The organism is Marinobacter sp. AN1, assembly GCF_026013985.1.
GTDB classification, from domain to species: Bacteria; Pseudomonadota; Gammaproteobacteria; order Pseudomonadales; family Oleiphilaceae; genus Marinobacter; species Marinobacter segnicrescens.
Genome location: NZ_CP110342.1, coordinates 2,751,464 through 2,773,585 on the forward strand (window position 1 = coordinate 2,751,464; position 22,122 = coordinate 2,773,585).

The window sequence follows — 22,122 nt, forward strand, 5'->3', positions numbered from 1 at the left end:
CAGGCGCTTTTTCACGGGTTTCTGCTACATCGCCGATGGTAGGTTCAGGTACAATACCTGCCAGATTCACTGCTGTATCAGGCCATACGTTCATGTCTATGCCAGAGACACTTCTAAAGTCCCCTGCTCCTTTGTCCCGCCGCTTCTGTGTGGCACCCATGATGGACTGGACCACCCGCCACTATCGTTACCTGGCCAGGATTCTGAGCCGGCGGGCACTGTTGTATACCGAGATGGTCACCACCGGCGCCCTGATCCATGGCGATACCGCCCGTTTTCTGCAACATGACCCGCTGGAGTATCCCCTTGCCCTGCAACTGGGCGGCAGGGACCCGGACGAACTGGCCCGATGCGCAGCCCTGGCGGAAGAGTATGGCTTCAACGAGGTCAACCTGAACGTCGGCTGCCCCAGTGACCGGGTGCAGAACAACATGATCGGCGCCTGCCTGATGGGCCATCCGGAAAAGGTCGCCGACGGAGTGCGGTCCATGATCGCCGCCACCTCCCTGCCGGTCACCGTCAAACACCGGATCGGTATCGACGGGCGGGAGTCCTGGGAAGATCTCTGCCACTTCATGGAAACCGTGGCGGCGGCCGGCTGCCGGACCTTTATTGTCCATGCCCGCATTGCCGTGCTGGAAGGCTTGAGCCCCAAGGAGAACCGGGATATCCCGCCGCTCAAGTACCCGTGGGTGTATGACCTCAAGGCTCGCTACCCGGAGCTGGAAATCATCATAAACGGGGGAATCAAGACCTTCGAGGAGTGTCACCAGCACCTTGAACACACTGACGGGGTCATGCTCGGCCGGGAGGCCTACCACAACCCCTGGCTGCTTGCCGGTGTTGACCCTGAATTGTTCGGCGAAGAGCCCTCCGTGTCCAGTCGCCACGACGCCCTCAGGGCCATGTTGCCGTTTATTGAGGCAGAACTGGAACGAGGCGTATACCTCAGTCACATCACCCGCCATATCATGGGCCTGTTCCATGGCCAGCCCGGGGGGCGCCAGTTCCGCCGACATATCAGCGAGAACGCCCATCGTCCGGGCAGCGGCATAGAGGTGGTACTTGATGCGTTGGCCAAAGTTCGGGAGCCTCTCCCTCAACCAGACCCTGCATAGCTTCTGCATGACCAGCCGGTAAGCCTTTGCTGTCTTGTTCCCGCCACGCCAGCCGGTTATCGTAACGATATGACGACAGCCTTCCAGCAGATTCCGGCCCTTCCCGGTTTTTGCCGAAGGCCCCACGCGCTTTGCCGCAACAGGAAGCATGCCTGACGACAACAGGGACACGAGGAACAATCATCGATGATCAGCAAGCTTGAACAACTCAAAGCCATGACCACCGTGGTCGCCGACACCGGTGACCTGGAAGCCATCGCCGAGTGGCGGCCACAGGATGCCACCACCAATCCATCGCTGTTGCTCAAGGCCGCAGGCTCAGACGCCTACCGTCCCATGCTGGACCAGGCGGTTGCTTTCGCAGCCCGCCAGGGCGGCTCCGACCAGGAACAGCTGAGCTGGGCTACCGATACCCTGGCGGTACTGGCCGGCAAGCAGATACTGGACCTGATTCCCGGCGTGGTATCCACCGAGGTGGATGCCCGCCTGTCCTTTGATACCCGGGCCACCATCGACAAGGCCCGGCGCCTGGTCGAGCTGTACGACAGTCAGGGTGTGGATACCAGCCGTATACTGATCAAGATTGCTTCCACCTGGGAGGGCATCCGTGCAGCGGAGCAGCTGCAAAAGGAAGGCATCCACTGCAACCTGACCCTGCTGTTCTCCTTTGTCCAGGCGGCAGCCTGCGCCGACGCCGGGGCTTACCTGATCTCACCATTTGTGGGCCGCATCCTGGACTGGCACCTGGCCCACTGCGACCGGGATGCCTTCGCCCCGGAAGAAGATCCCGGTGTGCTGTCGGTAAGCCGTATCTATAATTACTACAAGGCCAATAGCTACGACACCGTGGTTATGGGAGCCAGCTTCCGCAATACCGGTGAGATCGAGCAATTGGCCGGCTGTGACCGGCTGACCATCAGCCCGGCCCTGCTGAAGGCACTCAAGGAGGATACCGGGGAGCTGCCCCGCCAACTGTCACCAGACAATGCCCACAGTGCGGACCGGCCCATGGCTATCGACGAACACCTGTTCCGCTGGGAATCCAACGAAGACGCCATGGCGACCGAGAAACTGGCCGAGGGCATTCGTCGCTTTGCCGCTGACCAGGTGGAACTGGAACAAAGGGTCAGTCAGCTCGCCCGGGCTGCCTGACCGGAGGACAATAGCTGGATGATCAACCAACTTCGTCAATTGTTGTTTCCGGATACCGGTGCAAGGGGCGCACCCGCCGACCCTGACCATCACCAGTTGGCAGTGGCGGCCACGGCACTGATGGTCCAGCTTTCCCGCATCGACAACCACGAGGATGAACGGGAGCTGGAAACCATCGTCGACTGTGCGGTCAAGGTTCACCAGGTGACACCGGAAGAGGCCCGGCAGATCCTCGACGACGCCCTGAACCATGCCGATGACTCCACCTCGATCTATGAATTCACCGGCCAGCTCAACGAGCAGCTAAGTCAGGATGCCAAGCAGCGGGTTCTGGAAAGTATCTGGCGGGTAGCACTGGCCGATGGCCGTATCGACAAGTACGAAGAACACCTGATTCGCCGGATGGCCGAACTGCTGCACCTTAATCATCGGGAATACATGCAGGCCCGCCACCGGGCCAGTGACGAGCCGGCCTGATCGTCGGCTGCACTCATTCAAAACCCGGGCCGCCCCTGCGTCGCCCGGGTCTACCTGCTTCAGGAGAACCAACATGCTCGCCATACTCCATCCGGACACGCAGCTGGACAGCGACAGCTATCGTCAGACCATGAGCTTTCTTGAGCAACTGCCCGGGGTGGCGGTCAAGGTCCATGAAGTGGTAGGCGCCAGTCAGCGACTGACCGAAATCTATCTGCTTGGCGACACCAAGAGCCTGGACAAGGACGAAATCGAAGCCCTGCCAGCAGTGGAGCGGGTTATCCGGATTTCCGATGACTACCGGATTCTGGGCCGGCACCGGGACGACCAGCGCCAGTCGGGATTCACCTATAACGGCGTGGAATTCAGCCAGCACAACCTGAACGTGTTCGCGGGCCTGTGCGCGGTGGATACCCCCGAGCACGTGGAAATCATGATGCGGGCTCTGAGTGAGCAGGGCCAGCACTGCACTCGCATGGGGGCCTACAAACCCCGCACCAACCCCTACTCGTTCCAGGGCCATGGCAAAAGCTGCCTGCCCTGGGTATTCGAGACCGCCGGCAAACACGATATCCGTGTGGTGGCCATGGAAATTACCCATGAAAGCCATATCGAGGAAATCGACGAGTGCCTGGAGAAACTGGGGCGCCCTACTGGCGTCATGCTGCAGGTGGGCACCCGTAACACCCAGAACTTCGAGCTGCTCAAGGCCATCGGCCGCCAGAAAACCTATCCGGTACTGCTTAAACGTGGTTTCGGCATTACCCTGAACGAATCCCTGAACGCGGCGGAATACCTCGCCAGCGAGGGCAATGCCAACGTGGTGTTCTGCCTGCGCGGCATGAAAACCGACGCTGGCCAGCCCCATCGCAATATGGTCGACTTCGCCCATGTGCCCACCGTGAAACGGCTGACCCGTATGCCGGTGTGCATTGATCCATCCCACTCCGTCGGTAGCCGAGACAAGGCCCCGGATGGCATCCCCGACGTCATGCACGCTACCGCCCAGGGCGTGGTTGCCGGTGCCAACATGGTGCTCGTAGACTTCCATCCGCGCCCGGAAAAAGCGCTGGTCGACGGCCCACAGGCGCTATTGATGGACGAGCTGCCTGCGTACCTTGAAGACGTCCGCGAATGTCACCAACTCTGGAAGAAACGCCAGCAGCTTTACCGGAACACAGGAGAAGCCAGGGCAAATGATCATCTATGGTCATCGCGGAGCCCGGGGTGAAGCCCCGGAGAATACTCTGGCCGGGTTCACCACGGCCTACCGTCATGGAATCCGGCACTTTGAACTGGACGTGCAATTGTCGTCTGACGGTATCCCCGTGGTCATTCATGATCTGACCCTTGAGCGCACCACCGGCAAGACCGGCAAGGTGGCCAACCAGAGCGTCGCCGAGCTTTCCCGGCTGGATGCCCGAAATAACACAGTGCCCTGGCCGGACCCGGTGGGCGTACCCACCCTGGAGCAAGTACTGGATGCCTGCCCCGAGGTCGCCCACTATCAACTGGAAGTCAAGCCGGATGGCCGCAACCGGCTGAATATCCTCTGCAACCGGCTAACGGAGATGATTCAGCGCAGGAAGCTGTTCGAAACCGTAGTCGTTACCTCGTCCGATGGCTGGTTCCTGCAACAGATCAAGCGACGGAACCGCAAAATTCACACGGGTTACGTGGCAGGCCGGCGGTTTCCCCGACCTGTCCTCACGGCCCGGCGATTGGAGTGCAGTTACCTGATTCCGAGCTGGCGGATATGTTCAGCGGATATGGTCAACCAGGCGCACCGGCATGATATGCAGGTGTCGGTCTGGACCGTAAACCGCATCCACGACATGTTGCTCATGGAAGATATGGGCGTGAACAGCATTATCACGGACTTCCCCACCAGCACCCGGATCTACTTCGACAACCGGGCGGTGAGGCTACCCCGACCGTCTGAGGCGACGGCGGAGCAAGAGGAAGGACACGGCGCCACGACAGCCTGATCCGGCGAGGCCACACTGGCCCAAGCCGAATCCGGACCGTACGGCCCCCGGTTTATTCGAAAATCCGGTTCAGGCCGTTAAGGGCAGCTACCCGGTAGGCTTCCGCCATGGTCGGGTAGTTAAAGGTGGTATTGATGAAATAGTTCAGGGAATTGGCCTCCCCTTCCTGGTTCATGATGGCCTGCCCGATGTGAACAATCTCGGCCGCCTGGTCACCGAAACAGTGAATACCGAGGATTTCCCGGGTCTCCCGGTGGAACAGGATCTTCAGCATGCCCACTTTCTCGCCGGTGATCTGCGCGCGCGCCAGGTCCTTGAAGAACGCCTGGCCCACGTCATAGGGTACTTTCTTCTCAGTCAACTCCCGCTCGGTCGGGCCGACGGAACTGATTTCGGGAATGGTGTAGATACCAGTAGGCACATCCGACACAAACCGGAAGTACTCATCCTTGACCAGGTCCGAGGATGCAGAGCGGCCCTGGTCATAGGCAGCGCTGGCCAGGCTGGGCCAGCCTATGACATCGCCTGCAGCGTAGATATTGGGAACCGCGGTACGATAATGCTCATCCACCTGCAGCTGGCCCCGGCTATTCGGCTCCAGCTCCAGGTTTTCCAGCCCCAGGTTGTCGGTGTTACCAGCGCGTCCGTTACACCAAAGGAAGGCATCCGCGCGGATCTTCTTGCCGGACTTGAGCGACAGCACCACCCCATGGTCATCGCCGTCCACCGATTCGTACTCTTCGTTATGGCGCACCAGTACCCCGTTGTTTCGCAGGTGGTAGCTGAGAGCGTCAGAAATTTCGTCATCCAGGAACGACAGCAGGCGGTTACCCGGGTTGATCAGATCAACCTTGACCCCAAGCCCCGCAAAAATGGAGGCATACTCTGAACCGATTACCCCGGCGCCATAAATAATCAGCGTGCGTGGCGTGTGGGACAGATTGAGAATGGTGTCGCTGTTGTAGATACGGCGATGGCGGAAGTTCACATCCGGTGGCATGTAAGGTCTTGAACCCGTGGCAATGATGGCCTGCTTGAAGTTGAGCACCTCTGAAGTCTTGGCACCGCGGACCTCAAGCCGGTTCTTGTCCAGGAAAAAGGCCCGGCCATTGATCAGGTTGACCCGGTTGCGGGAATAGAACTGGGTGCGAAGCTTGACCTGCTTGTCGATCACCTTCTGTGCATTCTGCAAGACCCTGGGAAAGGAGAACCAGCGTGGCTCACCGATGTCCCGGAACATCTGATTGGTGTTGAACGTAATGATTTGCTTGACGGAGTGCCTGAGGGCCTTGGAGGGAATGGTGCCCCAGTGGGTGCAGTTGCCCCCGACAGTGGGCTTGTCTTCAATGATTGCAACGCGCTTGCCATGCTTGGTGGCATTCATGGCCGCACCTTCTCCGGCGGGGCCTGCGCCAATCACCACGACGTCATAATGATGTTCAGGCATCAGGACGGTCACTCCTTATCGCGTGGTCGTTAAAATAAAAACAGCCCACCGGCAACCCCAGGCCACCGGGAGCAGGGATCCTCTTGTTATGTCAGTACGGCATCAAGACCCGCTACGCTTGCCTGCGTCTGCCGCGTCATAGGCCAGGTTGTTGCTCGCCGGGTCTTCTTCGCTGTTCTCGCACTTGCTGGTATCACCGCCACAGATTTCGCAAGGCCCGGTAATGCCCGCCGCGCCCAGACCACCACAAGTGCCGGTGATGGGCTTGCGCCCGAAAATAACCCCTACGGACATGGCGGCGACCAGCAGGCCCACAATCAACAACGCCAGTAAGAACGTACCCATGACTACCTCCAGTCACTCAATCAGCCAGGTGGCAAAGGCAGGGGTGTAACGGGTTTCGAACCCCTCACCTTCACGCACGATAAAATAGACCGCCAGGTTTTCCTGCAAAGCCAGCCGATAACCCTCCTCGAACCCCAGTACGGTAAACGCTGTGGCCCAGGCATCAGCCATCATCGATGAATCATGAATAACCGTTACCGAGGCTAACCTGTGACCAACCGGCCGTCCGGTTGCAGGGTCTATGGTATGGGAAAATCGCTGGCCATTGGATTCGTAATAGTTACGATAATCCCCGGATGTTGCCATGCTACTCCGGTCCATGGCCACGACACGGTTTACTTGCCGACCCTGGACGTCCGGCTGCTCGACCGCCAGCCGCCATGCAGATCCATCGGGCTTTCGCCCATTCACCCTGACCTCACCCCCGATTTCTACCAGGTACCGGTCCACACCCTCACTTTCAAGGTACCGGGCGACCGCATCGACCCCGTAGCCCTTGGCAATGCCGGAGAGGTCGAGGTATTGCTTCCGCTCAGCACGGATGGCTTTCCGCTCAGGGTCCAGTTCCAGAAAGCGAAAACCGGTATTGGCGAGCTTGTCTGCCAACAGCTGGTCATCCGGTATCTTTTGAGGGCGCCCCTCCGGGCCGAAGCCCCACAGGTTGACCACCGGACCAATGGTGATATCGAAGGCACCACCCGATCGCTCAGAAACCTGCAGGGCGGCTGCCAGCACCTCGAACATGGCATCGGAGACCGGTGTCCACTCCGACTGATCATCCTTCAGGTTGAAGCGGCTGAGCTCCGAATCCTCCCGCCAGGTGGACATACTGGCATCCACAGACTCCAGGGTTTCTGTTATACCTTGCGACAAATCTTCAAGGGTTTCCCTGTCGTCGGTCAATACGACATTGATATGGTACCCGGTACCAAAGATTCCCCCGGTGATTTCCCAGATCTTTTCCTCTGGCTCAAACGAACAACCCGCCAGGGCGACCAGAGCCAGCATCGCGAGGATGCTGGCTCTGGTTACCCTGACGGGTCGAGACATGCCGGATGTCATCTGAGTGTCTTAACCCCCGAAGTCGTCCAGCATGATGTTTTCATCTTCCACACCAAGATCCTTGAGCATCTTGATCACGGAAGCGTTCATGATGGGGGGCCCACACATGTAGAACTCGCAGTCTTCCGGTGCCGGGTGGTCCTTCAGATAGTTCTCGTACAGTACATTGTGAATGAACCCGGTCGGGCCGTCCCAGTTATCTTCCGGCAGCGCATCAGACAGCGCCACATGCCACTCGAAGTTGTCATTCTCCCGGGCCAGCATATCGAAGTCTTCCACATAGAACATCTCGCGGACACTCCGGGCACCGTACCAGAAGCTGATCTTGCGCTTGGAGTTCAGGCGCTTGAGCTGGTCGAAGATGTGAGAACGCATGGGCGCCATGCCGGCACCACCACCGATGAAGACCATCTCAGCTTCGGTCTTCTTGGCAAAGAACTCCCCGAACGGCCCCATCACGGTCACCTTGTCACCCGGCTTCAGGTTGAAGACATAGGACGACATAATGCCCGGCGGGTGGTCGGTTCCAGGAGGCGGTGTGGCAATCCGGATATTGAACTTGAGAACACCCTTCTCTTCCGGGTAGTTGGCCATGGAATAGGCGCGGATAGTCTCTTCCTTGTTGATCGCCTTGTAGCGCCAGATATCGTGCTTGTCCCAGTCTTCGTGGAACTCTTCCTCGATATCGAAATCCTTGAACGGGATTTCATAGGGCGGGCACTCCAGCTGCACATAGCCACCTGCGCGGAAGTCCACTTCCTCGCCTTCCGGCAGCTTCAGCACCAGCTCCTTGATGAAAGTGGCAACGTTGTGGTTGGAAACCACCTCGCACTCCCACTTCTTCACGCCGAAGAACTCTTCCGGCACCTCGATCTTCATGTCCTGCTTGACAGGAACCTGGCAGGACAGGCGCCAGCCTTCCTTCTCTTCCCGCGGGGTGAAGTGGGTCTTTTCGGTGGGCAGCATGGCGCCGCCGCCGTCAAACACCTTGCACTTGCACTGGGCACAGGTACCGCCGCCGCCACAGGCGGAGGACAGGAAGATACCGCTGTTGGCCAGGGTACCCAGCAGCTTGCCACCGGCACTGGTCTTTACCGTGTGCTCGGGGTCATCGTTGATCTCAATGGTCACATCACCGGTGCTTACCAGCCGGGAGCGGGCGGCGAGGATGATCGCCACCAGCGCCAGAACGATAACGGTGAACATGACCACGCCGAGAATTATTTCTGTATTCATGGTCTCGCCTTTTCGTTAAACCGAATCACCGGGTTGGTTACAGGGAAATACCGGAGAAGGACATGAAGCCCAGTGACATCAGACCCACAGTGATGAAGGTGATGCCAAGGCCGCGCAGGCCTTCGGGAACGTCGCTGTACTTCAGTTTCTCACGGATACCCGCCAGTGCAACGATGGCCAGGGCCCAGCCCACGCCAGCGCCAAACCCATATACCAGGCTTTCGCCAAAGGTGTAGTCACGCTCCACCATGAACAGTGACGCACCCAGGATGGCACAGTTCACGGTAATCAGCGGCAGGAACACACCCAAAGCTGCATAGAGCGCAGGGATGTACTTGTCCAGCACCATCTCCATGATCTGTACGATGGCGGCAATAACACCGATGTAGGTCAGCAGCCCCAGGAAGCTCAGATCCACATTGGGCAGACCCGCCCACTCCAGGGCACCTTCCCGCAGGATGGTGTTATACAGCAGGTTGTTCACCGGCACAGTGACGGTCAGCACCACCACAACGGCAATACCAAGACCAATGGCGGCCTCGATCTTCTTGGAAATGGCCAGGAAGGTACACATCCCCAGGAAGAAGGCCAGCGCCATGTTCTCAACGAAAATGGCCTTGAGGATCAGACTGATATAGTGCTCCATCAGAAGGCCTCCTTGGCTTTGTGGCGTGACATCTTGAAGTCAGGCTCTTCAACCTGCTCAGGCTTCCAGGCGCGCAGGCCCCAGATGGCCAGGCCGATGATGAAAAACGCACTCGGCGGCAGCAGCAGCAGGCCGTTGGGCACGTACCAGCCACCTTCGTTAACGGTCGGCATCAGCGTGAGCCCGAACAGCGAACCGGCACCGATCAGCTCGCGGAAGAAAGCCACGAAAAGCAGCATCACCGAGTAGCCCAGGCCGTTACCGACACCATCCAGGAAACTGAGGAGCGGCGGGTTGTTCATGGCAAAGCCTTCCGCACGGCCCATAACGATACAGTTGGTAATAATCAGTCCAACAAATACCGACAGCTGCTTGGAGATCTCATAGGCATAGGCCTTGAGGATCTGGTCTACCACGATAACCAGGGACGCAATAATGGTCATCTGCACGATGATCCGGATGCTGCCCGGAATCTGGGTACGCACCAGTGAGACTGCCAGGTTGGAAAAGGCCGTTACCGCGATAACCGCCAGACACATGACAATGGTCACATTCAGGCTTGTGGTTACCGCCAGCGCCGAGCAGATCCCCAGGATCTGCAGGGCGATGGGGTTATTACTGAAAATCGGTTCGAAGAGAACCTGTTTGGCTGAAGCGCCTGCCATGATCAGACCTCCCCTTCACGAAGTTTTTGCAGGAATGGCGCAAAACCGCGGTCGCCCATCCAGTAATTAACCAGCTGCTGGACACCACGGCTGGTCAGGGTTGCCCCGGACAGAGCGTCAATCTTGTGTTCCCTGTCACGGGTATCGGAGCTCACACCGCCTTTGACCAGCTGGATTTGCGGCTCGGTCTTGTCATCACCGTAGAGTTCCTTGCCAACCCACTGCTGCTTCCAGCGGGGGTTGTCCACTTCACCCCCCAGACCCGGCGTTTCCGCATGGGCGTAGAAGCCAAGACCTTCAATGGTGTTCAGGTCCCCTTCCAGGGACACAAAACCGTACAGGGTTGACCACAGGCCGTAACCGTGAATCGGCAGCACCACCCGGACCATTTCACCGCCTTCCTGCAGCATATAGATCTTGGCCACGTCCGGACGACGCTTGATACCGGCCTTGTCTTCACTTGCCGGGATGTTTGTGGACATGTCAGGGTCAGAAGCTGCCTTGTACATATCGTACTTCATGGGGTCTTCCACGCCGACGGCAGAAGGCTCCACAAACTGACCAGTCTCGAGGTCCACCAGGCGCACGTCGAAACGGGCGAAGGTTTCCTCGATGTCCTCAACACTCATCCCGGACTGAAGCATACCAGCAGCGGACAGAATGTTGGTCTTGATGTCCAGGTTCTGGTTCTGGATCTGCGCCGGGCGGAGCATGACGGCGGCGGTGGACACCACCACCGAGAACACGATGCTCAGCACCAGCGCCACCATCAGGGTTCTGGAGACAGTATCTTTAGCTTTAGCCACGGGCAAGCCTCCGTTTGATGTTGGCCTGAACCACGTAGTGATCCATCAGCGGTGCGAACAGGTTGGCGAACAGGATCGCCAGCATGATGCCTTCCGGGAATGCCGGGTTGACCACGCGGATAAGCACGGTCATGACACCCACCAGGATACCAAAGCACCAGCGGCCGGTATTGGTCATGGCGGCGGAAACCGGGTCCGTAGCCATGAACATCATGCCAAAGGCAAAGCCACCCATCACCAGGTGCCAGTGGGGGCCAACGGCAAAGAACGGATTGGTTTCCGAACCAATGACATTGAACAGCAGGGAGGTGGCGATCATGCCGATCATGACACCGCCGACAATCCGCCAGGAGGCAATCTTCATTACCAGCAGGGCAATCCCGCCAATCAGCACCGCCAGGGTGGACGTCTCACCCATGGAGCCCTGGATGGTGCCCAGGAAGGCGCTCATCCAGCCAATGTTCTGCTCCAGTGCTTCCAGGCCACCAGACGCCGCCCAGCTCAGGGCAGTTGCACCGGAGAAGCCATCCACGGCGGTCCACACAGTGTCACCGGAGATCTGGGCCGGATAGGCAAAGTACAGGAAAGCACGACCGGTCAGGGCCGGGTTCAGGAAGTTCTTGCCGGTTCCGCCAAACACTTCCTTGCCGATGACCACACCGAAGGTGATACCCAGCGCCACCTGCCACAGGGGAATGCTGGGCGGACAGATCAGGGCGAACAGGATGGAGGTCACGAAGAAGCCTTCGTTCACCTCATGGCGACGCACGGTGGCAAACAGCACTTCCCAGAAGCCACCGACAGCAAAGGTGACAAAGTAGATGGGAATGAAGTACGCCATACCGTAGACGAAGTTATCCCACACCCCTGCCCCGGCTCCGGTCACTGCCAGCGCCTGGATAAAGGCCGTGCGCAGGCCACCGTCCCCGACCAGCGCGTCCGGGTTCTCCGCCAGGAAGCTGTTGGCCTGGAAACCGATGTTCCACATACCAAAGAACATGGCCGGGAAGGTGCACAACCACACAGTGATCATGATGCGCTTGAGATCAACGCCGTCACGTACGTGGGATGTGGTGGAGGTTACGCTGTTAGGCGTATAGAAGATGGTGTCGACCGCCTCGTACAGGGCGTACCAGCGTTCGTACTTGCCACCTTTTTCAAAATGATGCTCGATGCCATCGAGAAACTGTCGGATTGCCATCGGTTAGCCCTCGATCTCGATTCGGGTCAGGTTCTCGCGGAGAATCGGACCGTATTCGTATTTGCCCGGGCACACGAAGGTACACAGGGCCAGGTCTTCTTCATCCAGCTCCAGTGCACCAAGCTTCTGTGCCATCTCGGTGTCGCCCACAATCAGGGTACGCAATAGCTGCGTTGGCAGGATGTCCAGCGGCATCACCTGCTCGTAGGCACCCACTGGCACCATGGCCCGCTCACTGCCATTGGTCGTAGTGGTGAGGTCGAACTTCTTGTTGCCCATGAGCCTGGACAGGTAGATGTTCAGCACCGAGAACTTGTTGGTGCCCGGCGACAGCCACCCCATGAACTGGCGCTTGTAGCCTTCCTCTAGTACCGAGACCTGGTTATCGAAGCGTCCCAGGTAAGCACAGGGACCAATGCCACGGCGGCCACCGAACACAGAACCGGAGATCGGTCGGATCTCGCAGTCAGTTGCGGTTTCGTCTTTCAGCAGCTCCTCCAGGCTGGCACCCATGCGGGTACGCACCAGGCGGGGATTGTTCGCCTTTGGTCCGCCAATCGCCACAACGCGGTCAACCAGCAGCTCACCGGTTTCGAACAGCTTCGCGATCGCGATGACATCCTGGTAGCCAATGGTCCAGACGGTCTTGCCCAGGGAAACCGGGTCCAGGTAGTGGATGTGGGTACCCACGTTACCGGCCGGGTGCACACCGTCAAACTGCTCAACCTGAACGGCATCGGAGTTTGGCACCGGCACGTCAGAACCAGGCTTGCCGGTGACGAACACCTTGCCATTGGTGAGCCTGGTGAGAATCTGCAGCCCCTTTTCGAAGGCGGCAGCCTGTTCCTTGATGATGACAACCGGGTCCGCCGCCAGCGGGTTGGTGTCCATCACGGAGACAAAAATGGAATGGGGCGCACTGTCGATAGCAGGAACCTTGCTGAAGGGCCGGGTGCGGAACGCCGTCCACAAACCGGACTCAACCAGGTTATCCACCACTTGCTGGCGCTCCAGTGAGGCCAGGTCGCCTTCGCTGTAGCGGGCAAAGGTTTCTGCCTCGTCACCGTCGATTTCGATGACGATGGACTGGAACACCCGCCGCTCACCGCGGTTGATCTCTTTTACAACACCGGCTGCCGGTGAGGTATAGCGAACGCCTTCAGTCTTCTTGTCCGTAAACAGCAGCGACCCGCGCTTGACGCGGTCTCCCTCTTTGACTTCCATCGTCGGCTTCATGCCGTTGTAATCAAAGCCGATCAGCGCGACGTGGCGTACCGGCTTTCCTTCTGAGATGGTCTGATCAGGAGCGCCGCTGATGGGAAGATCCAGGCCTTTTTTGATGTTGATCATTAGCCTCGTCCAATCATCAGGAACTGTTAAAAGGATTGTCACGCCTGACCCTGCGGCCCTGTTCCCCGACGTTTCAAGCGGTGCTTGTACAGCCCGAATGATGGCTGACCGTGCCCGGCATTGCACACGGCGTACGGTCAGTGTTCAGGAAAGCGATGAGAAGCGGGTGCCAGACGTACCCAAAATCGCGCCAATTATAGAGATTAAGAGAACCTATTTCTACCGGTAACCTGAACAGGTTATCGGATTTTACCCTGCCCATCGGAGGTACCACGACGAGGCGACGAGCCTGGCTAACTGGTTGCGAGGCGATAAAAAACCCCGGGAGCCACACGGCTGCCGGGGTTTTTCCGCTCAGCTGACCTCAGTCAGCCAGGGCCTGGGCCCATTCACGGGAACGCTTCGGGAAAATCGGATAGGTGATACCGGCCATCTGGTTAACGCAGCGAACCACCTGGGCGCTGTAGCCGAACTCGTTGTCGTACCAGACGTACAGGATAAGGCGCTTGCCGTTGGCAATGGTAGCCTGGGCGTCGACGACACCGGCGTGACGGGAGCCCACGAAATCCGTAGACACCACTTCCGGAGAGTTCACGAAATCGATCTGCTTCTGCAATTCGGAGTGCAGGGCCATTTCCCGCAGGTACTCGTTGGCACTGTCAACCGTCACGTCTTTCTCGAGGTTCAGGTTGAGAATAGCCATGGACACGTTGGGAGTGGGCACCCGGATGGCATTACCACTGAGCTTGCCTTTCAGTTCAGGCAGGGCCTTGGCAACCGCCTTGGCGGCCCCTGTCTCGGTAATAACCATGTTCAGCGGGGCACTGCGACCACGACGACTGCCCTTGTGGTAGTTGTCGATCAGGTTCTGGTCGTTGGTATAGGAGTGCACGGTTTCCACGTGACCATCAACGATGGTGAACTCGTCATGGATAGCCTTCAGAACCGGTGTGATGGCGTTGGTGGTGCAGGACGCGGCAGACAGGATACGGTCATCGTCGGTGATGGTGTCGTTATTGATGCCATAAACGATGTTCTTGATATCGCCCTTGCCCGGTGCGGTCAGGATGACCCGACTGGCCCCCTTCGACTTCAGGTGCAGCCCCAGACCCTCTTCGTCACGCCACTTACCGGTGTTATCAATGATAATGGCGTTATCGATGTCATACGCGGTGTAGTCGACCTTGTCCGGGCCGTCGGAGTAGATCACCTTGATAAAGTTACCATTGGCAATCAGCGCAGAGTTTTCTTCATCCACGGTAATGGTGCCGTTGAACGGGCCGTGCACGGAATCACGGCGCAGCAGGCTGGCGCGTTTCTCCAGGTCGTTGTCGGCACCACCCTGGCGGACCACAATGGCCCGCAGGCGCAGGTTATTGCCGCCACCGGCCTTCTCGATCAGGATGCGTGCAAGCAGGCGCCCGATACGACCAAAACCGTAGAGCACGACGTCCTTGGTTTCCTCGACGGCGTTTTTCTCGGATTCGGCGCGATACTGACCGACGACCGGTCCGATCTCCTCCCGCAGGAACTCTTCCAGTGAGCGGCCATTGCCTTCAGCCTTGAACTTGACTGCCAGCTTGCCAATATCCACGTGAGCCTGGCCCAGTTCCAGCTTGTCCATGGCTTCCAGCATCGGCAGGGTGTCGTGCACCGACAGTTCACTGTCTTCAACCTGGCGGACAAAACGATGGGCACGAATGATGCCAATCACCGACTGGTTAATGATGGCACGGCCATAGACTGATGTGACCACGTTATTCTTGCGGTACAGACGGCCGATCAGGGGGATCATCGCTTCTGCGGTGGACTCCCGCTCGGTCCAGTTGGACAGGTACTGGTTGATCTGTTCGTGACTCACGCTTGAACCTCTGCAAGTTGGCACTCGAAAAAATGGGTGCGTATTATCCAATTTAAATCCCGTGATCGCAAACCACGACCAGCGCTGACTGCTTACACCACCCGAGACACCCCTGACTCACAACACAGCTTAACCGGGCTGTCATGACAGCCGAGGCTGTCACCGCTAGAATACCCCCCTTTTCGGAACGGTCGCCAGCCGAAACCCGGGCTGCGGGCTTACCGTCCGTTCATGATCTGAATATCATCCAGCATGCCAAGGCCAGGAGCATATCATCCCGATGAAAACGGGCACCCCGCACACTCCCATTGCCGACTTTGTTCCCGCTGCCCCAACCCGCGCAGCAGATCACCGGATCTGGGACCGACTGCATGGCAGCGCTGACGCCCTGGCCATCAGTGAAACCGCCAGGGCCACTGGCGGCCTGACCCTGGTAATCACGCGCAGCACCGACGAGGCCATACGGCTGGAACAGGCTGTCCGCTTCTACCTGGACCTGCCTCCGGATGACGAGGCCACGTCCATTACCGACGACGGCCTGGAGCTGCTGTCATTGCCCGACTGGGAAACCCTGCCTTACGACCTGTTCTCGCCCCACCAGGATATCGTTTCCCGGCGTATTCGCACCCTGCACCGGTTGCCACAAACCCGTCACGCCATATTGATCGTTCCGGCACGCACCCTGATGCACCGGTTACCACCTGCCTCCTATCTGCAGGGTAACACCCTGCTGCTCGAGGCAGGCCAGACCCTGGACCCGGCTCAGTGGCGACTGCAGCTTGAAGCCGCCGGCTACCGCCATACGGAAAACGTCTACGAGCATGGCGAATACGCTGTGCGGGGGGCGATTGTCGACATCTTCCCCATGGGGGCCAGCCAGCCCTATCGCATAGACCTGTTTGACGATGAAATCGAAACCCTGCGCACCTTCGATCCAGAGACCCAGCGCTCCCTGGATCGCATCGACCGGGTGGAACTGCTGCCGGCTTTCGAATTCCCATGGAGCAAGGATGCCCGCTCCGGCTTCCGCAACCGCTGGTTCGAGTACTTCCCCAATGCCGACCGCAGTGCGCCGGTCTACCAGGACGTGACCCAGGGCATCACTCCGGCCGGTATCGAGTACTACCTGCCACTTTTCTTTGATGAAACCGCAACCCTGTTCGACTATCTGCCCGGCGAAACCCTGGTGTTCACCGCCGACGGACTGGATGAAGCGGTGGACCTGTTTCAGCAGGACACCGCCAACCGCTACGAGGAGCGGCGCCATGATCGCATGCGTCCCATCCTGCCGCCGGCCCACCTGTTCCTGAAAACCGATGAGCTGTTCGGCCTGCTGCGCCAGCGCCCCCGGGTCACCCTCGTGCACGGTGAAACCACGCGCTCCGGCCAGGGCATCACTTCCCTGCATTCCGAGCCGTTACCGGATGTCGCCATGGACGGCCGTGCCAGCGACCCCGCCGCCCGCCTGCGTCAGTTCATCGGCGAGTTCGATGGCCGGGTGCTGATCTGTGCCGAATCCTCCGGGCGGCGGGAAGCCCTGAGGGACAACCTGGCGGAGAACCGCATCAAGGTTGAGGGCGTCGATAACTGGCACGCCTTCCTCACTACCGACACCAGCCTGGGCATTACCGTCGCGCCGCTGGAACCGGGGCTTCTGTTACCGCGGGAGGGCCTTGCCCTCATCACCGAGACCCTGCTGTTCGGTGAGCGGGTACTTCAGCGCCGGCGCCGGGAGAAACCCACCGAAGTGGACGACTCCGGCTATCGAGACCTGTCCGAGCTTCGGGTCGGGGCACCGGTGGTGCACATTGACCATGGTGTAGGTCGTTACCAGGGCCTGGAAACCATCACCGTAGATGGCGATGCGACGGAATTCCTGACCCTGGAATACGCCGGCGGCTCAAAACTCTATGTACCGGTTTCTAGCCTACACCTGATCTCCCGCTATTCCGGCTCGGATACAGAACACGCGCCCCTGCACAAACTGGGCACGGACCGCTGGAGCAATGCCAAGCAGAAGGCAATGGAGAAGATCCGCGATACCGCCGCGGAACTGCTTGACGTCTATGCCCGACGGGAGGCCCGCCAGGGCTTTCAGTTCAGCGACCCGGAGGAAGCCTACCGCCACTTTGCCGCTGGCTTCCCGTTCGAGGAAACCCCGGACCAGCAGGCAGCCATCGAACGGGTGATCGAGGATATGACCGGTGAGCGCCCCATGGACCGGCTGGTCTGTGGCGATGTGGGCTTTGGCAAGACCGAGGTCGCCATGCGCGCCGCCTTTATTGCCACCTGGTCCGGCAAACAGGTGGCGGTCCTGGTGCCCACCACCCTTCTCGCCCAGCAGCACTATGAATCCTTCCGGGACCGTTTCTCCGATACCCCGGTCACCGTGGAACTGCTGTCACGCTTCCGCAGTACCGGCGAGACCCGCAAGGCCATTGAGCGCATTGAAGAGGGCAAGGCGGACATCGTCATCGGCACCCACAAGCTGCTGCAGGGCGATATCCGTTTCAGCAACCTGGGCCTGGTGATTATCGACGAGGAGCACCGCTTCGGTGTCGGCCAGAAAGAGAAGTTCAAGGCCCTGCGTGCCGAGGTGGATATGCTGACCCTGACTGCCACGCCCATTCCACGCACGCTGAACATGGCCATGGGCCACCTGCGGGACCTGTCCATCATTGCCACCCCGCCGGCCCGACGCCTGTCGGTGAAGACCTTTGTGCGCCAGAAAGACAATGCCATGGTGAAGGAAGCCATTTTGCGGGAGATCCTGCGGGGTGGTCAGGTGTATTTCCTGCACAACGATGTGGCGACCATACAGAAAACCGCCGAAGATCTGCGCAACCTGATTCCCGAGGCCCGGGTGGGCGTGGCCCACGGCCAGATGCGGGAGCGGGAGCTGGAACAGATCATGTCGGACTTCTACCACAAGCGCTTCAACGTGCTGGTGTGCACCACCATCATCGAGACCGGCATCGACATTCCCAGCGCCAACACCATCATCATCGAACGGGCGGACAAGTTCGGCCTGGCCCAACTTCACCAACTGCGGGGCCGTGTCGGCCGTTCCCACCACCAGGCCTATGCCTACCTGCTGACCCCGCCCCCCAAGGCCATGACAGCGGATGCCCGTAAACGGCTGGATGCCATTTCCGAAGCCCAGGACCTGGGCGCAGGCTTTATGCTCGCCACCCACGACCTGGAAATCCGTGGTGCCGGCGAACTGCTGGGGGATGAACAGAGCGGGCAGATCGAAAGCATCGGCTTTACACTCTACATGCAGTTGCTGGATGAGGCCGTGCAGGCGATCCGCGAAGGCCGAACACCCAATGCCGACCTGCCCCTGAGCCACGGTACGGAAATGAACCTGCGCATTCCGGCACTGATCCCGGACGACTACCTGCCGGATGTACACAATCGCCTGATGCTCTACAAGCGCATCGCCAGCGTGAAAACCGAGGAAGAACTCAAGGAGTTGCAGGTGGAAATGATCGACCGGTTCGGCCTGCTGCCCCAGCCGGCAAAAAACCTGATCCGTCAGAGCAGCCTGCGGATCCGCGCCGAGGGGCTCGGGGTGGTAAAAGTGGACGCCGGCCGGGACTGGCTCAAGCTGGAGTTCGGCAACAACACGACCGTTGACCCGCTCAGACTGGTGCAAAAGGTGCAGCAGGCGCCGGACCAGTACCGGCTGGAAGGGGCAAATACCTTCAGCGTGCGGCTGAAAGACGATACAACCGATGGTAAACTCGACGCCATCTCGGCGGCATTGGCGGACCTGGCGGCATAACCAGCCAGCAGCTCAGCTGCGGGAAGATAAGGAGATGGCCGGTAACTGATAACCGGACCGTCAATTCCGACGAACGGATCAGGAGACCCACCTTGCACAAACCGGCCTTCACCTTCGCCAGCCGACTGCTTGCCATCCTGGCCCTGTTGACGGTGCTGTCTGCACCGTCCCTGGCCCAGGACCGTTACCGCGCCGAAATCGTAGTCCTCGAACGTCTGGCGGACCCTATTCTGAATGAGAATATGGCCGACAGGTTGCCGGAACGGACTGAAGCCGGCAAGCGTCTGTGGGTGGTAGACAGTACCGGCAACCGCATCTCCGACATCGACACCACCTCCAACCTGACCCTCAATAGCGCCGCGGCCAGGCTCGAAAGCAGTGGCAAATACAGGGTGCTGATGAAAACCGGCTGGATCGAGAGCTTCCCGGACAACTATAACGGCGAGCCACTGGCCATCGAGCTTGGCGAATACCTGGACGCAGCGGGGCATCGGGCCATTGAAGGCACCATCGAGATCAACCGCCGCCGCTACCTCCTGGTCACCGTCGCCCTGAACCACTGGCGGGAAGCCACCGGCGGTAGCGCTCCGATGCAGGTGGAAACCTCCGGGGAGGCAGGGGAATCCAGGGACGATGACGATCAGGGCACTGAAAATGGGCCAGTAAAAGGCAGCGACAGCAGTATGGCAGCGATCGAAGACTCCATGCAGCCAGCCCGCTCCGACAAGGAGCTTGTCACCTGGATTCGCGAAACCCGGCGCATGCGCAGCGAGGAAATCCACTTCCTGGACTCCCCCACCATCGGAGTGCTGGTCTACTTCCGCCCCCTCGACTAACGGGCCGACGCCTGGAACAGCTCCAGGCGCCTTTGCAATATTGACACCCCTGGTTGCCGCCAGTGGTCACAGGGCATCAGGGATTGCCGACAGGTTCCACACCCTTGAGTGCCGGAATCACCTCTTCAAGCACGGCCTTGACACCGGCCATCCCCTCGGCAAGGGCGCTGGCAATTTCTTCCATGGTGATAATGTGGTCGGACTTGCCAGCCGCCCAGTTAACGGAAAGGGCGAGGCAAGCGTAGGGCAACCCAAGCTCCGCGGCGAGCGCAGCTTCCGGCATCCCGGTCATTCCCACCAGGTCACAGCCGTCCCTTTCCAGGCGCGCCACTTCGGCGGCACTCTCCAGACGGGGCCCCTGGGTCGCACCATAGACCCCATAATCCACTGCGATTACCTGCCTGCGGGAAGCAGCTTCCAGCAGGGCCTGGCGCAGGGATTCGTCGTAGGGGAAGGTGAAGTCGATATGGGTGACGCCTTCCAGCACGGCCTCCCCCACCTGTTCATAGTAAGTGTGCCCACGCCCCCAGGTGTAATCGATGACCTGGTGGGGCACGGCAATGCGGGCGGGCCCCATGGCCGGTGTAATGCCCCCGACTGCGTTCACCCCGATGACCCGGGCTGCCCCGGCTTCGCGCAGCGCCCAGAGGTTGGCCCGGTAGTTGACCTGGTGGGGCGGGATTGTGTGAGGGTGACCATGGCGAGCAAGGAACAGCACCCGGTGCCCACGAAAGTCCCCCGTAATAACCGGCCCTGAGGGCGCACCCCAGGGAGTGTCGAACACCCGCTCATCAACAACGGCCAGACCTTCAAGCTCGGTCAGGCCCGTGCCACCTATGATAGCCGTCTCGGCTGGTGCCTGTGGCGCTTGCGATAAATCCGTCATGCCTCACCCTCGTCGCCCTGGGTTGTTTCCTGGCCGGGGCCGGAGGGCTCGCGCACCGGCCCCCGGGCTGCGGCCTTGCCTTCGCTGTCCCGCTGCCGGCGTCGGTTTTCGCGGTCACCGCCGCGCTCACCATCCCGGTCGTCATCGCGCTCCTCATTGTCATCGCGCGCTTCCCGGTCAATACGCACGGTTTCTGCCACATGCAGTGTGCGCGTGGGGAAGGCCACTTCGGCACCGTAGGACTCGATGATGTCACTGATTTTCAGCAATACATCCTGCTTGATCTCATGGAATTTCACCCACTGGGTGGTCTTGGTGAAGGTGTACACCATAATGTCCAGGGACGAACTGTTGAACGCGAGGAAGTTCACTATCAGGGTCTGGTTGGCGTCAATTTCCTCATGGTTTTCCAGCATACGCCGAATATCCGAGACGATATCGGACATTTCCTTCACATCGGCATAGCGAATCCCAATCGTCTCGTAGATACGGCGATTCTGCATCCGCGACGGGTTCTCCACCGCAATCTGGGTAAAGACGGAGTTGGGCACATACAAGGGGCGCTTGTCGAAGGTACGAATGGTGGTCAGACGCCAGCCGATCACTTCCACCGTACCTTCGATTTCCCGGTCCGGAGAGCGCACCCAGTCACCCACCTTGAACGGCCGGTCCAGGTGGATAATAAATCCACCAAAGAAGTTGGCCAGCAGATCCTTGGCGGCAAAGCCCACCGCTATGCCACCAACGCCACCGAACGCCAGCACCCCGGAAATGCTGTAGCCCAGGGACTGCATCACCGTCAGCACCGCCGTGATCGCCACAACAGCCCGTAGCAGCTTGCTGATGGCATTGACCGTGGTGTAATCCATCGGCCGCTTCATCTTGATGGGCGACGTCAGGATTTCTTCCGACTGCTTGATGACACCGAACAGGGTCCACACAATAATCCATACAAACCCCAGTTCAAGCAGCTTTTCGTTAGCCGAGAAGATCTCGGCTTCAGAATAATTGTGCGCCACCTCTGCTGCCCAATAGACACCCTGAAGCCATACGAAACCGACCATAGGACGCCGGAGGGCGTGGAGAATGGCATCATCCCAAAGGTTACTGGTGCGCTCGAAGCGACGCTCCAGCAAAAGAATGATACGGCTGACCAGGAAAGCCACCGTTGCAGTGGCAAATACGAGACCAAACACAACAATGGCAACTCGCCAACTCTGGGACAGCAGGCTCCAGTTATCCATCCAACTGGTCAGCAC

At 59.4% G+C, this 22,122-nt stretch carries 19 protein-coding genes; 7 read left to right on the top strand and 12 right to left on the bottom strand.

Annotated elements, in window-relative coordinates; genetic code table 11:
• Positions 1-158: 158 nt before the first annotated feature.
• The 5 genes from dusA (at position 159) to LJ360_RS12645 (ending at position 4,735) form a co-directional block, all read left to right on the top strand.
• A complete protein-coding gene (dusA, locus tag LJ360_RS12625) occupies positions 159-1,118 on the top strand; it encodes a tRNA dihydrouridine(20/20a) synthase DusA (protein ID WP_264994141.1) in 960 nt (319 codons plus the stop codon).
• A gap of 186 nt (positions 1,119-1,304) precedes the next feature.
• Positions 1,305-2,270, top strand: coding sequence for a transaldolase (tal, locus tag LJ360_RS12630; RefSeq protein ID WP_091848534.1), 966 nt, complete (start codon positions 1,305-1,307; stop codon positions 2,268-2,270).
• A gap of 18 nt (positions 2,271-2,288) precedes the next feature.
• Positions 2,289-2,747, top strand: a complete 459-nt coding sequence (locus tag LJ360_RS12635) for a TerB family tellurite resistance protein (protein WP_264994142.1) — start codon at positions 2,289-2,291, stop codon at positions 2,745-2,747.
• Between the two features lie 73 nt (positions 2,748-2,820).
• A complete protein-coding gene (locus LJ360_RS12640) occupies positions 2,821-3,978 on the top strand; it encodes a 3-deoxy-7-phosphoheptulonate synthase (protein WP_264994143.1) in 1,158 nt (385 codons plus the stop codon).
• A complete protein-coding gene (locus LJ360_RS12645; RefSeq protein ID WP_264994144.1) occupies positions 3,944-4,735 on the top strand; it encodes a glycerophosphodiester phosphodiesterase in 792 nt (263 codons plus the stop codon). The genes LJ360_RS12640 and LJ360_RS12645 overlap by 35 nt, the downstream gene beginning before the upstream one ends.
• Before the next feature lie 52 nt (positions 4,736-4,787).
• Here the strand turns inward: LJ360_RS12645 and sthA are convergent, their stop codons facing one another.
• From sthA to LJ360_RS12695, 10 genes are all read right to left on the bottom strand, one after another.
• A complete protein-coding gene (gene sthA / locus LJ360_RS12650) occupies positions 4,788-6,182 on the bottom strand; it encodes a Si-specific NAD(P)(+) transhydrogenase (RefSeq protein ID WP_091848538.1) in 1,395 nt (464 codons plus the stop codon).
• A gap of 102 nt (positions 6,183-6,284) precedes the next feature.
• On the bottom strand, positions 6,285-6,527 hold the full coding sequence (gene nqrM / locus LJ360_RS12655; protein ID WP_264994145.1) for a (Na+)-NQR maturation NqrM: 243 nt from the start codon (positions 6,525-6,527) through the stop codon (positions 6,285-6,287).
• 12 nt (positions 6,528-6,539) lie between these two features.
• Positions 6,540-7,577 (bottom strand): FAD:protein FMN transferase, encoded by a 1,038-nt coding sequence (locus tag LJ360_RS12660; protein ID WP_264994146.1) that lies wholly within the window; start codon positions 7,575-7,577, stop codon positions 6,540-6,542.
• Positions 7,578-7,598: 21 nt separating this feature from the next.
• A complete protein-coding gene (gene nqrF / locus LJ360_RS12665; RefSeq protein WP_264994147.1) occupies positions 7,599-8,825 on the bottom strand; it encodes an NADH:ubiquinone reductase (Na(+)-transporting) subunit F in 1,227 nt (408 codons plus the stop codon).
• A 37-nt stretch (positions 8,826-8,862) separates the two neighbouring features.
• Positions 8,863-9,471: an NADH:ubiquinone reductase (Na(+)-transporting) subunit E gene (gene nqrE / locus LJ360_RS12670; protein ID WP_264994148.1), complete on the bottom strand. Its 609-nt coding sequence runs from the start codon at positions 9,469-9,471 to the stop codon at positions 8,863-8,865.
• Positions 9,471-10,136 (bottom strand): NADH:ubiquinone reductase (Na(+)-transporting) subunit D, encoded by a 666-nt coding sequence (locus LJ360_RS12675; protein WP_091848543.1) that lies wholly within the window; start codon positions 10,134-10,136, stop codon positions 9,471-9,473. The genes nqrE and LJ360_RS12675 overlap by 1 nt, the downstream gene beginning before the upstream one ends.
• 2 nt (positions 10,137-10,138) lie before the next feature.
• Positions 10,139-10,942 (bottom strand): Na(+)-translocating NADH-quinone reductase subunit C, encoded by an 804-nt coding sequence (locus LJ360_RS12680; RefSeq protein WP_091848544.1) that lies wholly within the window; start codon positions 10,940-10,942, stop codon positions 10,139-10,141.
• Positions 10,935-12,143 carry an NADH:ubiquinone reductase (Na(+)-transporting) subunit B gene (locus LJ360_RS12685; protein WP_091848545.1) on the bottom strand — a complete coding sequence of 403 codons (1,209 nt, stop codon included), beginning with the start codon at positions 12,141-12,143 and terminating at the stop codon, positions 10,935-10,937. Before LJ360_RS12685 ends, LJ360_RS12680 begins: the two co-directional genes overlap by 8 nt.
• Before the next feature lie 3 nt (positions 12,144-12,146).
• Positions 12,147-13,493, bottom strand: a complete 1,347-nt coding sequence (locus LJ360_RS12690; RefSeq protein WP_264994149.1) for a Na(+)-translocating NADH-quinone reductase subunit A — start codon at positions 13,491-13,493, stop codon at positions 12,147-12,149.
• 364 nt (positions 13,494-13,857) lie between these two features.
• Complete coding sequence (locus LJ360_RS12695; protein WP_264994150.1) at positions 13,858-15,354, bottom strand: glyceraldehyde-3-phosphate dehydrogenase; 1,497 nt, start codon at positions 15,352-15,354, stop codon at positions 13,858-13,860.
• Between the two features lie 280 nt (positions 15,355-15,634).
• Here LJ360_RS12695 and mfd point away from each other — a divergent pair, with 280 nt between their 5' ends.
• Entirely contained in the window at positions 15,635-19,141 is a 3,507-nt protein-coding gene (mfd, locus tag LJ360_RS12700; RefSeq protein WP_264994151.1) for a transcription-repair coupling factor, read from the top strand.
• A 92-nt stretch (positions 19,142-19,233) separates the two neighbouring features.
• A complete protein-coding gene (locus LJ360_RS12705) occupies positions 19,234-19,977 on the top strand; it encodes a peptidoglycan binding protein CsiV (protein ID WP_264994152.1) in 744 nt (247 codons plus the stop codon).
• 76 nt (positions 19,978-20,053) lie between these two features.
• Here LJ360_RS12705 and LJ360_RS12710 read toward each other — a convergent pair whose 3' ends face one another.
• Positions 20,054-20,863, bottom strand: a complete 810-nt coding sequence (locus LJ360_RS12710; protein ID WP_091848549.1) for an S-methyl-5'-thioinosine phosphorylase — start codon at positions 20,861-20,863, stop codon at positions 20,054-20,056.
• On the bottom strand, positions 20,860-22,107 hold the full coding sequence (locus LJ360_RS12715) for a mechanosensitive ion channel family protein (RefSeq protein WP_245742428.1): 1,248 nt from the start codon (positions 22,105-22,107) through the stop codon (positions 20,860-20,862). Before LJ360_RS12715 ends, LJ360_RS12710 begins: the two co-directional genes overlap by 4 nt.
• Positions 22,108-22,122 lie beyond the last annotated feature (15 nt).

Excerpts from the sequence above, each read along its gene's own strand:
- dusA (WP_264994141.1), top strand. The coding sequence starts at position 159 with ATGATGGACTGGACCACCCGCCACTATCGTTACCTGGCCAGGATTCTG.
- tal (WP_091848534.1), top strand. The coding sequence starts at position 1,305 with ATGATCAGCAAGCTTGAACAACTCAAAGCCATGACCACCGTGGTCGCC.
- LJ360_RS12635 (WP_264994142.1), top strand. The coding sequence starts at position 2,289 with ATGATCAACCAACTTCGTCAATTGTTGTTTCCGGATACCGGTGCAAGG.
- LJ360_RS12640 (WP_264994143.1), top strand. The coding sequence starts at position 2,821 with ATGCTCGCCATACTCCATCCGGACACGCAGCTGGACAGCGACAGCTAT.
- LJ360_RS12645 (WP_264994144.1), top strand. The coding sequence starts at position 3,944 with ATGATCATCTATGGTCATCGCGGAGCCCGGGGTGAAGCCCCGGAGAAT.
- sthA (WP_091848538.1), bottom strand. The coding sequence starts at position 6,182 with ATGCCTGAACATCATTATGACGTCGTGGTGATTGGCGCAGGCCCCGCC.
- nqrM (WP_264994145.1), bottom strand. The coding sequence starts at position 6,527 with ATGGGTACGTTCTTACTGGCGTTGTTGATTGTGGGCCTGCTGGTCGCC.
- LJ360_RS12660 (WP_264994146.1), bottom strand. The coding sequence starts at position 7,577 with ATGTCTCGACCCGTCAGGGTAACCAGAGCCAGCATCCTCGCGATGCTG.
- nqrF (WP_264994147.1), bottom strand. The coding sequence starts at position 8,825 with ATGAATACAGAAATAATTCTCGGCGTGGTCATGTTCACCGTTATCGTT.
- nqrE (WP_264994148.1), bottom strand. The coding sequence starts at position 9,471 with ATGGAGCACTATATCAGTCTGATCCTCAAGGCCATTTTCGTTGAGAAC.
- LJ360_RS12675 (WP_091848543.1), bottom strand. The coding sequence starts at position 10,136 with ATGGCAGGCGCTTCAGCCAAACAGGTTCTCTTCGAACCGATTTTCAGT.
- LJ360_RS12685 (WP_091848545.1), bottom strand. The coding sequence starts at position 12,143 with ATGGCAATCCGACAGTTTCTCGATGGCATCGAGCATCATTTTGAAAAA.
- LJ360_RS12690 (WP_264994149.1), bottom strand. The coding sequence starts at position 13,493 with ATGATCAACATCAAAAAAGGCCTGGATCTTCCCATCAGCGGCGCTCCT.
- mfd (WP_264994151.1), top strand. The coding sequence starts at position 15,635 with ATGAAAACGGGCACCCCGCACACTCCCATTGCCGACTTTGTTCCCGCT.
- LJ360_RS12710 (WP_091848549.1), bottom strand. The coding sequence starts at position 20,863 with ATGACGGATTTATCGCAAGCGCCACAGGCACCAGCCGAGACGGCTATC.
- LJ360_RS12715 (WP_245742428.1), bottom strand. The coding sequence starts at position 22,107 with ATGGATAACTGGAGCCTGCTGTCCCAGAGTTGGCGAGTTGCCATTGTT.